Below are 13,544 nucleotides of genomic sequence, written 5' to 3'. Positions count from 1 at the left end.
GAACCTCGTGTGAAGGACAAGATTTAAAGTCAAATGAACCTGCGAAATGGTTGCATGGCATGCGGCGGAACGTGGTGAGCGGGCGGCGGAGTGAATCGTGAGTTGTGCCGTACGAAAGCCGTTGCACCGGCCGGTGCGACACCCGATGTTGCGTTCGTAATGAGCCAGTTCGCGCGTAGCCCGGTCACGGCAGTGTTGGGGCCGACCAACACCGGCAAGACCTATCTCGCGATCGAGCGGATGTGCGGTCATGCGTCGGGTATGATCGGCTTTCCGCTGCGGTTGCTGGCGCGTGAGAATTACGACCGGGTGGTCGCGATGAAGGGCGTCGAAAACGTCGCGCTGGTGACCGGCGAAGAACGGATCATCCCGCCCAAGGCGCGCTGGTTCCTGTGCACAGCCGAATCGATGCCGCTGGAACGCGAGACGGCGTTCGTCGCGCTGGACGAAGCGCAATTGGGCGCGGACCCCGAACGCGGGCATGTATTCACCGACCGGCTGTTGCGCGCGCGCGGACGCGAGGAGACGATGATCCTCGGCTCCGACGCGTTGCGGCCGATGGTCCGCGCACTGGTCAAGGATGCCGAGATCATCGGCCGACCGCGATTTTCGACGCTGAGTTTCGCGGGCGCGCGTAAACTGTCGCGGCTGCCGCGACGGTCGGCGATCGTCGCATTCTCGGCCGAGGAAGTCTATGCCGTGGCAGAGGCGATCCGGCGGATGCGCGGCGGCGCGGCGGTGGTGATGGGGGCATTGTCGCCACGCACCCGCAATGCGCAGGTCCAGATGTTCCAGTCGGGCGAGGTCGATTACCTCGTCGCGACCGATGCCATCGGCATGGGGCTGAACCTCGACGTACAGCATGTCGCGTTCGCGTCGCTGCGCAAGTTCGACGGACGGCGGCAACGACGGCTGACCGTCGCAGAAATGGCGCAAATTGCGGGACGTGCCGGGCGGCATCATCGCGACGGGACGTTCGGCGCGCTGGTCGACGACGGTCCCAATGCCTTTACGCCCGAGGAAATGCTGGCGATCGAGGGGCATCACGTACCCCCGCTCGAACGGCTGTACTGGCGCAGCGGCGAGCCGGATTTCTCCAGCGTCGATGCGCTGGTCGCGAGCCTTGAGGAACGACCGCAGCACCCGGTGCTGACCGCTGCTCCGCAGGCGATCGATTTGATCGTACTGAAACGACTGGCCGAGGAAGACTGGGTACGGGCGCGCACGCGGTCGCCCATGATGGTGCGCCGGTTGTGGTCGGCGTGCGGACTGCCCGATTTCCGAAAGCTTGGCCCCGATCCGCATGCCCGCTTCGTCGGACGGATCTTCGGCCATCTCAGCGAGGGGGCAGGGCATCTGCCGCACCAGTGGTTCGCCGACGAACTGCAACGGCTGGACTTGATGACCGGCGATGTCGAGACGATCGCGGGACGGATCGCGGCGGTGCGAAGCTGGGCGTATATCGCGCATCGTGCCGACTGGCTGATGGACCCCGAACATTGGGCGGCGCGGACGCGCGGCGTGGAAGAGAAACTGTCCGACGCGCTGCACGACCGGTTGCGCCAGCGCTTCGTCGACCAACGGACTACGGTGCTGTTGCGCCGGATCGGGGCAGGCGCGGCGGACCTGCCGGTCGATGTCGGCAGCGACGGCGTCGTTAGTGTGGACGGTCACGATATCGGCCGCCTGAACGGGTTTCGGTTCGAGGTATCGCCCGATACGACCGTCGCCGACAAACGGCTGCTGATCGCGGCGGCGGAAAAGGGACTGGTCGGCGAGTTGGCGAAGCGTGCCGCCGAACTGGCGGTCGCGTCCGATGCCGAACTGTCGCTGGCGGCCGAACCGGGATCGGTGCCGCGCCTGTGGTGGTCGGGACTGACGGTCGCGACCATGACGGCGGGGCCGACGCTCGACCGGCCGGCGGTGACGCTGGACCGCAGCCTGCATGTGCTCGATCGTGCCGCACAGGCGGCGGTACGCGATCGGCTGGCGGCATGGATCGCGCAGGAAACGGCGCGACACGTGCCGACATTGACCGCGCTGGCGGCACTGGCACGCGATCCGGCGGCAAGCGGTGCGTTGCGCGCGGTGGCTGCCTCGCTGACCGAGGTCGGCGGGATCGCGCCGCGCGACGGTTTCGACGCGATGCTCACGCCGCTGGAAAGTGACGACCGGCGACGGCTGCGCAAGGCGGGGGTGACGATCGGTACGCTCGACCTGTTCGATGCACGGTTGTTCCGTCCGGCAGCGGCGGCATGGCGCGCGGCGCTGCTGGCGGCGCGCGACGGGCGACCCGTCGAACCGCTGGCCCCGGTCGGCGCTAGCGTGCTGCCGGCGGGGCAGGCGGCGTGGGGCTATCGCCGGCTGGGGGCGCAGGCGGTACGTGTCGACCTGATCGAACGGCTGGCACGGACGGTGCACGACGCGCGCAAGGGAGCCGCGCCATTTGCGCCCGATCCCGCGTTGGCGACGTCGATGGGGCTGAAGCCGGACACGATCGCGCGGTTGATGGCGCAATTGGGTTTCCGGCCGAGTGCGGTGGTCGATGCCGTGCCGCACTGGCGCTGGGGCGGGATGCGCAAGCCCACGCCGCCCGCGCCGAAGCCGGCGGTGCGTCCGGGCAACGCATTCGGTGCGCTGGCCGATCTGGGGTTCGATCGCTGAATGGCCAGCGGATCGCCCGAACCGACGCTGCGGCTCGACATCTTTCTATGGCACGCCCGGCTTGCCAAGACGCGCAGTGCGGCGCAGGCGATCTGCGAAGGGGGGCGGTTGCGGCTGGACGGACGGCGCATCGAACGCGCGCATTGTCCGGTGCGCGTCGGCATGGTCATGGCGTTTCCGCTGAACGGGGTCGTCCGCATCCTCCGGGTCGAGGCGCTGCCGACGCGGCGCGGCCCGCCGGCCGAGGCGCGTACGTTGTACACCCCACTGGAACCCACACGATCCAGCCCCGTTGACGAGTCGGATTCCGCCGCATAACGCGGTCGCATTCGATTCCCGGAGCTGTTCGACCCATGACCTACGTCGTCACCGACGCCTGCATCCGCTGCAAGTATATGGACTGTGTCGAGGTTTGCCCGGTCGACTGTTTCTATGAAGGCGAGAACATGCTCGTCATCAACCCCAGCGAATGTATCGATTGCGGGGTATGCGAACCCGAATGTCCGGCCGAAGCGATCCTGCCCGATACCGAAAGCGGGCTGGAACAGTGGCTGGAACTGAACAACACCTTTTCGGCGCAATGGCCCAACGTCACGCGTAACGCGAACCAGACTCCGCCGGATGCCGACGCGTTCAAGGGCGTAGAGGGCAAGTTCGACAAGTATTTCTCGGCGGAACCGGGCGCGGGCGACTGACACTTTCGGGGATCGCGGGCCTTGAGGACCGACGGACGTGATGTCCGCCGGACGCGGTTGCCATTGATGCTGGTAATTTTGTTGCCATGATGGTATAACCCGCGTCAGACGGAGGCATTTCCAGCGCCCCGCCCGGAGAGCCACCTCTAGCAAACGTCCTCGTGTCGTTCTTTCGCCGGTTACCCTTTTGTGGTTCCGGGGGAAGGAGCGTCGGCATCGGGGCGACCACGGAAAGGTACCCAATGGCTGCCAAGGCATTGTCCTTCGATGTCGGCGATTATGTCGTGTATCCCAAGCACGGCGTCGGCCGTGTGATTGAACTCCAGCGTAGCGAAATCGCTGGCATGCAACTCGAACTATATGTGCTGCGCTTCGAAAAAGAGCGGATGACGCTTCGCGTACCGACCAACAAGGCCGAAAGCGTCGGCATGCGCAAGCTGTCGTCGGACAAGACGATGCGCGAAGCGATGGAAACGCTGAAGGGCAAGCCCCGGGTCAAGCGGACCATGTGGTCGCGCCGTGCACAGGAATATGAGGCGAAGATCAATTCGGGCGACCTCGTGTCGATCGCCGAAGTGGTCCGCGATCTGTTCCGTGCCGACGACCAGCCCGAGCAGAGCTATTCCGAGCGGCAGATCTTCGAAGCCGCCGCCAGCCGTCTGGCCCGCGAACTCGCGGCGATGGAGCAGGTGGACGAACCGAAGGCGCTGGAGCGCATTCTGGAAATCCTCCGCGAAGCGGCGACGATCTATAACAAGGAAAAGACGGCAGCCTGAACGGCGGTTCGTCCGATCCTGCGAATGAGGGCGACCGGCGACGGTCGCCCTTTTTGTTTGCGCGTCTCCCGGCACGGTGTATGGTTTGTGTAATACACGTGGAGGGAATCGCATGCGGATCGTGATACTGGCCGCCATCGCGCTCACGGGCTGCAACGACGGGTCCCCGCCAGCCGAACCGGCGGGCAGGGCAGCGGTGCGGGACTTTGCGGAGCGCGATTTCACGGCAGTGGAACTGGATGGTCTGGACCGGCTGGGTATCCGGACGGGCGCGACCTTCGCAGTGCGCGCGCAAGGCGATGCGACGGCGCTCGAACGGCTGGATGTCCGTCGGGACGGCGATACGCTGCATATCGGGCGCAAGCCGGCCAAATGGCGCTGGACCGGCGACCGTACACCGGCAATCCGTATCGAGGTGACGATGCCATCGATCCGCGCGGCGACCCTGCGGGGATCGGGCGATATCGGCATCGATCGCGTGCAGGGCGATTTTACCGCAGCACTCGACGGATCGGGCAACATCATCATCGGACAGTTGCGCGGGCGGCAGGCACGGCTGAACTTAGGCGGATCGGGGACGATCGCGGCGGCGGGGGCGGTAGAGGCGCTGGCGCTGTCGGTCGGCGGTTCGGGCCGGATCGATGCACCGCAACTGCGTGCTGGTAGCGCGGATGTATCGGTCGCCGGATCGGGTGACGCGGTCGCGGACGTCAACGGTGCCGCGCGCGTCACGCTGGCGGGATCGGGATCGGTGACGCTGGGGCGGAACGCCCGCTGTACGGTGGCGAAGACCGGATCGGGCGACGTGCATTGCGGCGGATGAGTCGACGCGTCGTCAGGGCGCGTCGCAACTGAAACGAAAACTGCCGTCGAGTTCGAGTGGAAGGACCAGCGTCCGCAACCCTTGCGCTGTCGCTGCGGCGCACAGTCGATCGCGCGCGCCGCCCGAATTGGTGCGGTAATCGTTCCGATATTCGGCGTTCAGGACCGGTTTTCCCGCGCGAAGGAACGCGGCATAGTCGACGCATTCGTCATATTCATGGCATTGTTCGTTGATCGCGAAATCGAACGCTGGTTGCAGCGCCACTACTTGATCGACGTCGTTCTTCAGCGCGACCGCCAGCCCGCGCGCATGGGCTTCGTCCGCCAGGAAGCGGTTATAGTCGAGCTGTTGTGCAGCGGTGAGGTTCAGCCCGTTGCGGTTGGCATAGCCATCGACATTGTCGGGTTCGACCGCGTCGCAACCCTTGCTCCGCGCCAGATCGAGCCGGGCAGTCATCACCCGCCGGACGCCGGGCGACGTGATCGATAGCCAGCGTTCCCCGACCCAGCCATCGAGCGGCAGTCCACGATCGGATTCGGCGAATTGCGCATCGTCGGGCCGCCAGTTTTCGGACGACCCGGCGGAAAAATAGCAGATCACCCGATGGTTCTGCCCGTGCAGTTGTGCGATCGTCGCCGCCGATGTGTCGAACAGGTCGATGTCATAGGCATCGACCGCATGGCGCGGGTCGATCGTGCCGCTCAACTGCCAATGCCATGTCGTGGCGATGGTTGGTTGCCATCGGCCGGCCGGGGTAGCGGTCGGCGTGGGGGTGATGGTCGGGACCGGCGTGGGCGACGGCGGGGTGGGCGCGGTGACGCTGCCCGTGCCGCCGCCGCCGCCGCACCCGGCAAGCATGCCGGCCAGCATCCACAGGGCCCAGTGGCATTTCGGTTGGAAGGCAGTCGTCGTCATCCGGCGGCGGCTACAGCGTCGGCAGGCCGGTCGTAAAGCATGGCATTCGGTCCCGATCCGGGGCAGCATGGCACGATGGGCGACGTCATCAATCTGAACCGTGCGCGCAAGGCCCGCGCAAAGGCCGGGTGCGGCGCGAAGGCCGACGCGAATCGTGCTGCGTTCGGACGAACCAAGGCGGAGAAACAGGCGCACGCAGCCGAACAGGCGCGGCAGGATGCGCTGCTGGACGGGGCGAAGCGGGACGATTGATGCGAGGAATGCCGACGACCGGACCCGGAACCGTCGCGGCGAGCCGTAACGAAGCCCTGCGCCGCGATCCTTCGCTACGCCGTTTAGTCAGACGCAACGACTACGCTGGATGGATGGTGCTGACTGATAGCGTCCAGCCCAAAGCGCTGGTTCTGACGGGACTTCACCACCGTCCCACGGCGACGGGAGCGCTACGTGGTCAGGCGATGCAATCCCGCCGGCGCTTTGTCGATGTTGCGTCGCGCGATTCGACGGGGCGTGCCGTACCCGGACGGGAAACCTCATCCCAGTCCCAACGCGACCGCCGTCCAATAGGTCGCACCCGCCGCCAGATACGCCAGTGCGAACAGATAGCCGATCATTACCGCCGGCCATTTCCAGCCATTGGTCTCGCGCCGGGTGACGGCGATGGTCGACAGGCATTGCGGCGCGAATACGAACCACGCGAGGAACGCCAGCGCGGTGGCGAGGCTCCAGCGATCGTGGAGCCGTCCGCCCAGTTCCTGCGCGCCCTGATCCTCGTCCGCCGCGTCGATCGCATAGACGGTCTGCAACGCCGATACCGCGACTTCGCGCGCGGCCATGGCGGGGATCACCGCAAGCGACATTTCATGATTGAAGCCGATGGGACGCAGCACGACTTCCAGTCCCGATGCGATGCGCCCGGCGATGGAATATTCGGACTGTTTGACCCCCGCCGGCGCGATCGGATACGACGCCAGCAGCCACAGCGCGACCGTGACGCCCATGATCATCGTACCCGCGCGACGCAGGAAGACATAGGCGCGCTGCCACAATCCGATCGCGACGTCGCGGGGGGAGGGTAGCTGGTAGCGCGGCATTTCCATCAGGAATCCGCCGCTGGCACCCTTGGTCGCCGTCCGCCGCAGCACGAATGCCGCGATCACCGCGCCGAGAATGCCGGTGAGATAGAGGACCAGCAGCACCAGCCCCTGCAGCCCCACGCCTGGCAGCAACTGTCGCGGCGGAATGAACGCGCCGATGATGACGGCATAGACCGGCAAGCGCGCCGAACAGGTCATCAGCGGCGCGATCAGGATCGTGGTCAGCCGTTCGCGCGGGTCGTCGATCGATCGCGTCGCCATGATGCCGGGGATGGCGCAGGCGAACGACGACAGCAGCGGGATGAAGGCGCGTCCCGACAATCCAACGCCGCTCATCAACCTGTCCATCAGGAACGCGGCGCGCACCATGTATCCAGACGCTTCGAGCAGCAGGATGAACAGGAACAGGATCAGGATCTGCGGCAGGAACACGACGACCGATCCAACGCCGTTGATGATTCCTTCGACCAGCAGGTCGCGCAGGAAGTTTTGCGGCAGCACGGCGACGGCGGTGTCGGCCAGCCAGCCCTGCGCACCCTCGATCCAGCCGATCGGGGCTTCGGACCAGCTGAACACCGCCTGGAACATCACGAACAGGATGGCCAGCAGCAGCAGCGGGCCGATCACCGGGTGCAGCGCGACCCGGTCGACGCCATGGGTGAAGGCGCGCATCGCCGGTTGTTCGACCACCGCGACATGCGCGATGCGCCGTGCCTCGCGCTGAAAATAGCGGATATCGTGTTCGACCGCATCGATCGCGGTCTTTTCCGCCGGTTTCGCGAGAATGTCGGCCAGCGACGTGCGCAGTTCGTCCAGTCCTCGCTTGCGCACCGCGACGGTCGCAACGACCGGAACGCCCAGTTCGGCCGACAGCGCGGCCAGATCGATCCGCAACCCGTCGCGCGTGGCCATGTCGATCATGTTGAGTGCCAGCACCATCGGCCGCCCGAGCGATCGAAGCTGAAGAACGAAGCGCAGGTGGTTGTCGAGATTGGTCGCATCGGCGACGACGATCAGCGCGTCGGGCAACCGCTCGCCCCCCTGTTTCCCCAGCACCACGTCGCGCGTGACCGCTTCGTCGGGGCTGGAGGGATCGAGGCTGTAGGTGCCGGGCAGGTCGACTAGTTCGACCGGCCGCCCGTCCGGCAGCGCAAGGCGACCCGAATGGCGTTCGACCGTGACGCCGGGGTAATTGCCGACCTTCTGCCGCGCGCCGGTCAGCGCGTTGAACAGCGCGGTTTTTCCGGCATTGGGATTGCCGACCAGTGCGACCAGCGGTGCGGGGTTCACGTGGAAAGCGGCCGTCAGCCCGCGAGCGGCGCGACGCGGATCGCACCGGCGACATGCGCGCGCAACGCCACCGTCATCCGGCCGATGCGGCAGGCGAGCGGCCCGCCGCCCAGCATCGCGCGGTGCAGCAATTGCACGTCGACGCCTTCGTCGAGGCCGAATTCGCGAAGCCGGCGTGCCTCGCCGGGCGACAGGCTATCCCAGTCGACCGACGCGACGGTGCCATGTTGCGCACGGGACAGATGGGTAAGCTGGAAGGTGGGCGACAGCATTGCGACTGATTATCAATAACGGTCGGCAATGGGAAGCGGAATCTCACACTGCCGGATAGCGCAACCGTCCGATGAAGCGCGATATGCTGATCCGCCGTTCGGGATCGCGTCCGGCCAGCACGCGGCCCTTGAACTTCTCGAACCGCATGATCCCGTCGATCCGGCGCGACAGAAAGGCGCGCGTATCGGCATGACCGCCGCTTTCGTCGTCCAGAAATACCATGATCGTCGCGGCATAGACCCCGCCGAGCATCGTCCGCTTGGTATAATGATTGTAATCAGTCGCGGTATCACCCGCCAGCCGCCACATCAGGTCGACGGTCCGCCAGCCCAGCCGCGTAGCACGCGCGACGTTGCGGGGCATGGCGAGGATCGACAGCGCGCGGCGCAACGCTTCGCGCTCGCCCGCCACCGCCGACAGCCGTGCTTCGACCAGCGCGGTGATTCGCTGGCGGATCCTCATCGCGGCCAACGCGTCGGCGGGCAGCGATTCGATCATCCGCCGGTCGATCTCGCCGAACCACGCATCGATCATGTCGACCGGGCCGCCGGCAAAGGCCAGCCGCGCCACATCGGCATCGGCCCCGAACGTGCGCGCCGCCGCGTCGACCGCCATCATCGACCAGCCGTCGAACGCGGCATTGGCCGCGATCAACGGGGCCAGCGCCCCGCGCAGTTCGTCCAGCGTCAGGTCGGCGGGGGCCAGCGGAGTCGTCGCGTCGTAGGTCATGGCACCCAAGCTAGGGCGGGGACCGGTAAACGGCAACGGCGGAACCCTTTGCACCGGCGTACGCTGTTCGGTGCGAACGACAAAAGGAACGCCCGATGACCAGCGCCACCCTGTACCGCATGGTCCTGCCCGACCATGTCTGCCCGTTCGGCGTGCGCGCGAAAGAAGCGCTGGAACAGGCGGGATACGATGTCGACGACCGGATTTTGGCGACGCGCGAGCAAGTCGATGCGTTCAAGGCCGAGCACGGCGTCGACACCACGCCGCAGGTGTTCATCGACGGCGAACGGATCGGCGGCAGCGATGATCTGGCTCGATGGCTGTCCCGAAACGGGTGACCGGGGGCAGGTAGTATCGACGGCAGGCTCGCGTATAGGCTTCCCGATCAATCCGGGGGAGTTTCCATGCCGTTCCATTCGCTCGTCGCGCAGCCTGCCGATTCGCTGCTTCGCCTGATCGGGGCGTTCCGCGCCGATCTGCGCGTGCACAAGATCGATCTGGGCGTTGGCGTGTTCCGCGACGATGCCGGGCATACGCCGGTAATGGCAGCGATCAAACAGGCCGAGATGCGGCTGATCGCGACGCAGGACAGCAAGCGCTATCTGGGGCCGGAAGGGGACAAGGGCTTCACCGCGCTGCTCGAACCAATGGTGTTCGGCGATACGGTGACGGCGGACCGGCTGTGCGGGGTGCAGACGCCGGGGGGAACCGGGGCGTTGCGGCTGGGCGCCGAACTGCTGGCGAAGGCGGGGGTGCGGCGCATCCTCGTCGGACAGCCGAGCTGGGCCAATCACGCGCCGGTCTTCGCCGCCGCCGGGATCATCGTCGTGGCGCATGCCGCGTTCGACATGATCGGCCAGACGCTCGACCTGCCCGCCATGCTGTCCGCGATCGGACAGGCGGAAGCGGGCGACGCGATCCTGCTGCACGGATGCTGCCATAATCCCACCGGGATCGATCCCGACGCCGATCAATGGCGTGCGATCGCGGCGGCGGTGGCCGACAGCCGGATCGTACCGTTCGTCGATCTGGCCTATCAGGGGCTGGGCGACGACATGGCCAGCGACGCGGCAGGAACGCGTGCAGTGCTATCGGCGGTGCCCTTCGGGCTGGTCGCCTATTCCTGCGACAAGAATTTCGGACTGTACCGCGAACGCACCGGGGCATTGTGGGCGACCGCACCCGACGAGGAGGCACGCGACATCGTCCTGTCGAACCTGCTGGCGCTGGCGCGCGCGAATTGGTCGATGCCGCCCGATCACGGCGCGGCGGCGGTGCGGATTGTGCTGGAGAACGAACGGCTGGCCGCCGACTGGCGGGCCGAACTGGACGGACTGCGCGGACGGTTGCAACGGTTGCGCGGCGAACTGGCGGCGATCGGCCGGGCGGGCGCGATCGATCTTGCCCCGCTGGTCCATGGCAAGGGCATGTTCGCCACGCTGCCGCTGTCGAGCGGACAGATCGAATGGCTCCGCGCGACCCATGGTATCTATATGGCGGGGTCGGGCCGGATCAACATCGCCGGCTTCGCGCCCGGCGATGTGGCGCGGTTCGGCGAGGCACTGGTCGATCTGGATCGCGCCGGCGTGGCATGAGCGTTCTTTCACCGGCCGACCAACTTCATATTGCCGCCGAAACGACGATGTATTAGGCCAGTCGCTGTAAATATAGTGGCCGGGGGGCTTCATGAAACTGGGACATATGGTCGTCGTCGCATTGGCGGCGATGTTGTCGGTCGTGCATGCGGGGGCACAGGAACGCACGGCGGTAAAGGCGGGGTTCGAGCTACCCGCCAATAGCGGCAAGACGATCATCGTCTTCCGCCCCGCCGTTCAGGTGGGGGCGCAATCGACCGGCGGGATGTTCGAACCGAACGGCGACTGGACCGATACGGCACGCCGGAACATCGATGCTGCGCTGGTCGAGCGGCAGCGGCAACTGGGCAACCGCGTCGTCGCCGCGCCCGAAGGCTATGGCGCGGACGCGCAACTGGTCGAGGAATTCACCGCGCTGTTCGCGGCGGTGTCGCAATCGGTGATCCAGTACCAGTTCTTCGTCGGCAACCGCTTGCCCACCAAAAAGCGCGACAACAAGGCGAGCATCTTCGACTGGTCGCTGGGCAGCGGGATCGCGGCACTGCCGGGCGCGAAGGACGCGGACTACGCGTTGTTCCTGTACAATCGGGACGCATTTGGATCGACCGGCCGCAAATTGTTGCAGGTCGCGGCGCTGCTGGGTCCGGGCATCGCGGTCAAATCGGGCGAACATACCGGCTATGCCGGGCTGGTCGATCTGAAGACCGGCGAATTGCTGTGGCTGAACGCCGACCATGCGATGGGCGGCGACGTGCGAACCGCCGAGGGCGCGCAGAAGCGCGTCGGCCAGTTGCTGGAGGGTTTCCCCGGCAGCACGCCGTCGCCGTCGCCGACTGCCACGCCTTCCGCCCCGCCGACGGTGACGGCGCAGCGTTGATGCGCACGACCGCAAGGTGGATCGCTGCGGCGATCCTCGCTGGAACCGCGTCGACCGCGATCGCGAACGACCGTGCGGCACCGCCGCCACCGCCCTTTGCCGGTGTCTATCAGCCCAAGGGCGTCGACGAGATCGGCGCATGGCGCGAGGCGGACGAAAGCGAGCGGGCGCTGGCCAATTCGCCGATCGTCGTGCGCGACGAGGCGCTCAACGCCTATGTCCGCGGCGTATTGTGCGCAACGGTCGGCAACGACCGGTGCGCGGCGGCCCGCCTCTACATCCTGCGCATGCCGCTGTTCAACGCGACCATGGCGCCGAACGGCACGATGCGCGTGTTCAGCGGGCTGCTGCTGCGGGTACGCAGCGAAGCCGAACTGGGCGCGGTGCTGGGCCACGAGTTCGGTCATTTTGAACAGCGGCATTCGCTTGAGCAGTTTAAGTCGCAGCGGTCGGGCACCGACCTGCTTAGCTGGGCAGCGGTCCTTGCCTCGATGTCGACCGGCTATCAGGCACGGTCGAGCTTCGACCGCATACAGGTGTCGGTCTATGGCGGGCTGTATCGATTCGGGCGGGATCAGGAACGCGAGGCCGACATGCTCGGCGTCGGATATCTGAATACCGGCCGGCTGCGGCCTCAGGCAGCGTCCGTGGTATGGCGGAACGTGATGGCGGAGGCACAGGCATCGTCACTCGCACGAGGACTGTCGAAGCCCAATTTCCGACAGATCGCGTTTTCCGCCAGCCATCCGCCGGAGGCAGAACGCGCGGCGACGCTGGCCGCGCTGGCGGCGCCTGATGGGGCGGGGCGGGAGGATGGCGCGGATCGCTATGCCGCGGCGCTCGCACCGTGGCTGCCTGCCTTTCTGGACGACCAGATCAAGCTGAACGACTTCGGCGCCAGCGACTATATCATCGGATCGCTGGCGGAAACGGGCTGGACCGCGCCGCTATGGCTGGCGCGGGGCGAGTTGTACCGGGCGCGGGGTAACCCACGCGATCTGGTCAACGCCGCCGAATTCTATGCCAACGCCATCGCCGCCGATCCTGCAATGGCGGCGGCGCATCGCGGATTGGGCCTGTCGCTGCTCAAGACCGCGCGTCCGGCCGAAGGGCGCGCGGCACTGCGACGCTATCTGGAACTCAAGCCCGACGCATCCGATGCGGCGATGGTCGGCATGCTGACACGTGCCACGGAAGGGGATCGATGACCATGAAGGCAACTGCATTCGGACGGGTGGCGGGGATCGTCATGACCGTGGCGCTGCTGGCGACACCGGCGATCGCGAACGGATATCGCGAAAAAGGCAAGAAGGTCGCGGTGGCCAATTCGCCGATGAGCGTCACGCCGTCGCGCGACTGGAACCTGTTGTCGATCCGGCCGGGCAAGAAGGCGGAAACGTGGACGCTGGACGGCGAACGGCTGAACGAGGTCACGTGGTATGGCGGCATCGCGCCGGGTGAGGCAATCATCCGCGAGACCAGCCGGAAGCGCAAACCGCTGCCCAAGGTGACTCGTGCGACGCTGCTGGTCGAACTGCCCGAACTGCTCGAAGCGACCTATCGCACCGAACGGAATATCGGCACGTTCCAGACCACCGGATCTTCGCCCCACCGGTTTCTGGGGCAGGAAGGCATCCGCTTCACCTATGACTATGTCGATAGCGACGAACTGCCCCGCCGGGGGGAAGCGCGCGCCGTGCTGGTCGGCGGATTGCTGTACATGGCGACGTTCGACGCGCCGCGGCAATATTATTTCGACCGGTCGATCGCCGATTTCCGCGCGCTGACCGACAGCGCGACGCTGTAGCCG

General features: G+C 66.4%; 15 protein-coding genes. 11 read left to right on the top strand and 4 right to left on the bottom strand.

Going from position 1 to position 13,544, the window contains the following annotated elements; all coding sequences use genetic code 11:
• The first annotated feature begins 159 nt into the window (after window positions 1–159).
• The 5 genes from IFT55_RS09605 (at window position 160) to IFT55_RS09585 (ending at window position 4,958) form a co-directional block, all read left to right on the top strand.
• Window positions 160–2,664: a helicase-related protein gene (locus tag IFT55_RS09605; protein ID WP_192091427.1), complete on the top strand. Its 2,505-nt coding sequence runs from the start codon at window positions 160–162 to the stop codon at window positions 2,662–2,664.
• Complete coding sequence (locus IFT55_RS09600) at window positions 2,665–2,982, top strand: RNA-binding S4 domain-containing protein (protein WP_192091425.1); 318 nt, start codon at window positions 2,665–2,667, stop codon at window positions 2,980–2,982.
• A 35-nt stretch (window positions 2,983–3,017) separates the two neighbouring features.
• A complete protein-coding gene (gene fdxA, locus IFT55_RS09595; RefSeq protein ID WP_192091423.1) occupies window positions 3,018–3,359 on the top strand; it encodes a ferredoxin FdxA in 342 nt (113 codons plus the stop codon).
• A 242-nt stretch (window positions 3,360–3,601) separates the two neighbouring features.
• A complete protein-coding gene (locus tag IFT55_RS09590) occupies window positions 3,602–4,135 on the top strand; it encodes a CarD family transcriptional regulator (protein WP_192091421.1) in 534 nt (177 codons plus the stop codon).
• A 112-nt stretch (window positions 4,136–4,247) separates the two neighbouring features.
• Window positions 4,248–4,958 carry a head GIN domain-containing protein gene (locus IFT55_RS09585; protein WP_192091419.1) on the top strand — a complete coding sequence of 237 codons (711 nt, stop codon included), beginning with the start codon at window positions 4,248–4,250 and terminating at the stop codon, window positions 4,956–4,958.
• Between the two features lie 12 nt (window positions 4,959–4,970).
• Here IFT55_RS09585 and IFT55_RS09580 read toward each other — a convergent pair whose 3' ends face one another.
• Entirely contained in the window at window positions 4,971–5,873 is a 903-nt protein-coding gene (locus IFT55_RS09580) for an endo alpha-1,4 polygalactosaminidase (protein ID WP_192091417.1), read from the bottom strand.
• A 75-nt stretch (window positions 5,874–5,948) separates the two neighbouring features.
• On the opposite strand from IFT55_RS09580, the gene IFT55_RS09575 reads away from it, so the two are divergent.
• Window positions 5,949–6,125, top strand: a complete 177-nt coding sequence (locus IFT55_RS09575; protein ID WP_192091559.1) for a DUF4169 family protein — start codon at window positions 5,949–5,951, stop codon at window positions 6,123–6,125.
• A 281-nt stretch (window positions 6,126–6,406) separates the two neighbouring features.
• Here the strand turns inward: IFT55_RS09575 and feoB are convergent, their stop codons facing one another.
• From feoB to IFT55_RS09560, 3 genes are read right to left on the bottom strand one after another with little or no spacing between them, the layout of a single operon-like run.
• Window positions 6,407–8,260, bottom strand: coding sequence for a FeoB small GTPase domain-containing protein (gene feoB / locus IFT55_RS09570; RefSeq protein ID WP_192091415.1), 1,854 nt, complete (start codon window positions 8,258–8,260; stop codon window positions 6,407–6,409).
• A gap of 14 nt (window positions 8,261–8,274) precedes the next feature.
• Window positions 8,275–8,532: a FeoA family protein gene (locus tag IFT55_RS09565; RefSeq protein WP_192091413.1), complete on the bottom strand. Its 258-nt coding sequence runs from the start codon at window positions 8,530–8,532 to the stop codon at window positions 8,275–8,277.
• 43 nt (window positions 8,533–8,575) lie between these two features.
• Window positions 8,576–9,262 (bottom strand): COQ9 family protein, encoded by a 687-nt coding sequence (locus tag IFT55_RS09560; RefSeq protein ID WP_192091412.1) that lies wholly within the window; start codon window positions 9,260–9,262, stop codon window positions 8,576–8,578.
• A 95-nt stretch (window positions 9,263–9,357) separates the two neighbouring features.
• Between IFT55_RS09560 and IFT55_RS09555 the strand changes: the two genes are divergently transcribed.
• The 5 genes from IFT55_RS09555 to IFT55_RS09535 all read left to right on the top strand — a co-directional run bounded on the left by IFT55_RS09555 (window position 9,358) and on the right by IFT55_RS09535 (window position 13,541).
• Entirely contained in the window at window positions 9,358–9,600 is a 243-nt protein-coding gene (locus tag IFT55_RS09555; protein ID WP_192091409.1) for a glutaredoxin domain-containing protein, read from the top strand.
• Window positions 9,601–9,666: 66 nt separating this feature from the next.
• Window positions 9,667–10,857, top strand: coding sequence for an aromatic amino acid transaminase (locus tag IFT55_RS09550; protein ID WP_192091407.1), 1,191 nt, complete (start codon window positions 9,667–9,669; stop codon window positions 10,855–10,857).
• Between the two features lie 91 nt (window positions 10,858–10,948).
• Entirely contained in the window at window positions 10,949–11,734 is a 786-nt protein-coding gene (locus IFT55_RS09545; RefSeq protein WP_192091406.1) for a hypothetical protein, read from the top strand.
• On the top strand, window positions 11,734–12,942 hold the full coding sequence (locus tag IFT55_RS09540) for a M48 family metallopeptidase (protein ID WP_192091404.1): 1,209 nt from the start codon (window positions 11,734–11,736) through the stop codon (window positions 12,940–12,942). The genes IFT55_RS09545 and IFT55_RS09540 overlap by 1 nt, the downstream gene beginning before the upstream one ends.
• Window positions 12,939–13,541, top strand: a complete 603-nt coding sequence (locus tag IFT55_RS09535) for a hypothetical protein (protein ID WP_249403722.1) — start codon at window positions 12,939–12,941, stop codon at window positions 13,539–13,541. The genes IFT55_RS09540 and IFT55_RS09535 overlap by 4 nt, the downstream gene beginning before the upstream one ends.
• The last annotated feature ends 3 nt before the right edge of the window (window positions 13,542–13,544 follow it).

The sequence above is a fragment of the Sphingomonas sp. CFBP 13720 genome (assembly GCF_014842075.1).
In the GTDB taxonomy this organism is placed as follows: Bacteria; Pseudomonadota; Alphaproteobacteria; order Sphingomonadales; family Sphingomonadaceae; genus Sphingomonas.
Note: the sequence above shows the minus strand (reverse complement) of the source record. Positions and strands in the feature narration are given on the sequence as shown.

Coding starts and splice junctions, on each gene's coding strand:
- IFT55_RS09605 (WP_192091427.1), top strand. CDS start 160: ATGAGCCAGTTCGCGCGTAGCCCGGTCACGGCAGTGTTGGGGCCGACC.
- IFT55_RS09600 (WP_192091425.1), top strand. CDS start 2,665: ATGGCCAGCGGATCGCCCGAACCGACGCTGCGGCTCGACATCTTTCTA.
- fdxA (WP_192091423.1), top strand. CDS start 3,018: ATGACCTACGTCGTCACCGACGCCTGCATCCGCTGCAAGTATATGGAC.
- IFT55_RS09590 (WP_192091421.1), top strand. CDS start 3,602: ATGGCTGCCAAGGCATTGTCCTTCGATGTCGGCGATTATGTCGTGTAT.
- IFT55_RS09585 (WP_192091419.1), top strand. CDS start 4,248: ATGCGGATCGTGATACTGGCCGCCATCGCGCTCACGGGCTGCAACGAC.
- IFT55_RS09580 (WP_192091417.1), bottom strand. CDS start 5,873: ATGACGACGACTGCCTTCCAACCGAAATGCCACTGGGCCCTGTGGATG.
- IFT55_RS09575 (WP_192091559.1), top strand. CDS start 5,949: ATGGGCGACGTCATCAATCTGAACCGTGCGCGCAAGGCCCGCGCAAAG.
- IFT55_RS09565 (WP_192091413.1), bottom strand. CDS start 8,532: ATGCTGTCGCCCACCTTCCAGCTTACCCATCTGTCCCGTGCGCAACAT.
- IFT55_RS09560 (WP_192091412.1), bottom strand. CDS start 9,262: ATGACCTACGACGCGACGACTCCGCTGGCCCCCGCCGACCTGACGCTG.
- IFT55_RS09555 (WP_192091409.1), top strand. CDS start 9,358: ATGACCAGCGCCACCCTGTACCGCATGGTCCTGCCCGACCATGTCTGC.
- IFT55_RS09550 (WP_192091407.1), top strand. CDS start 9,667: ATGCCGTTCCATTCGCTCGTCGCGCAGCCTGCCGATTCGCTGCTTCGC.
- IFT55_RS09545 (WP_192091406.1), top strand. CDS start 10,949: ATGAAACTGGGACATATGGTCGTCGTCGCATTGGCGGCGATGTTGTCG.
- IFT55_RS09540 (WP_192091404.1), top strand. CDS start 11,734: ATGCGCACGACCGCAAGGTGGATCGCTGCGGCGATCCTCGCTGGAACC.
- IFT55_RS09535 (WP_249403722.1), top strand. CDS start 12,939: ATGACCATGAAGGCAACTGCATTCGGACGGGTGGCGGGGATCGTCATG.